1 protein-coding gene is annotated in these 860 nt (G+C 34.3%); it reads right to left on the bottom strand.

Translation table 11 applies throughout. The features are described from left to right. Positions 1-782, bottom strand: a 782-nt coding sequence (locus AC1DTM_RS29230; protein ID WP_477001572.1) for a GNAT family N-acetyltransferase, incomplete at its 3' end; no start/stop codon positions are given. Between the last annotated feature and the right edge of the window lie 78 nt (positions 783-860).

Here is an 860-nt window from a genome sequence, read left to right as displayed (position 1 = left end):
GTGTAAAGAAGTGGTTCTGTCTCACTTAGTATCATTTCTAAATCTTTTATCATAGAATCATGTTGGCAAATGAAATTCCAAAGGCCATTTCTCGCTTCATTATGTAATGGGACAAATTCTTCTACTGTCATTTTAGAATTCTCTATTTTGTATAAAATGTAACCAGCTGCATTCTTATTTTCATCATAGTAAACTGCCAATGTTAATTCATGATATACCGCTTGTAGCCACCATTTAGACCCTCGAACTAACATACCAGAAAAACGTTCTGCAAATGTTTCATAGATCTTCTCGACCTCTTCTGGGTGATTTTCTTTATTGAATCGTTTCACAGTACCATTCACTTGTTTTTTCATAACTAAATCGCTCTTCGTCATATGACATGTAAGGCGATTCGCACAAAGTTCCCAGCCGTATTTACGGTAAAATGAAACGGCAAATGGATGTAACATCGATACACTATATCCATCTCTTTTCATAGTTTGCAGTGAATGCTGAAGTAACTCTTTTACATATCCACTTCTTCTATATTCCGGATACGTCGCTACCCCCGCAACGCCGCCCATTTTAAACTTTTCTTTTCCTATGTAAATATGAAAAGGAATTAAGTGCAACTTTGCAGCTAACTCTTCTCCTTCCATAATACCGTATATTTGATGACTTTCCTTCATTCGTGTAATTTTCTGCTCTACCGATTCTTCATTTGCTTTATATTGAAAAGCATATTCTGATAAACGTAATGCTTCTCTAAACTTATCTTCTTTTAATTGTATAACGTTCATATATTTCTCCTCCATTCCTTGTTTGAATTGTACCATAATTCTTAATATTACAGTACAGTAAATGAAATTATATCGACG

The sequence above is a fragment of the Bacillus sp. P4_D3 genome (genome assembly GCF_056401855.1).
This window is presented reverse-complemented; position numbering and strand designations above follow the sequence as displayed.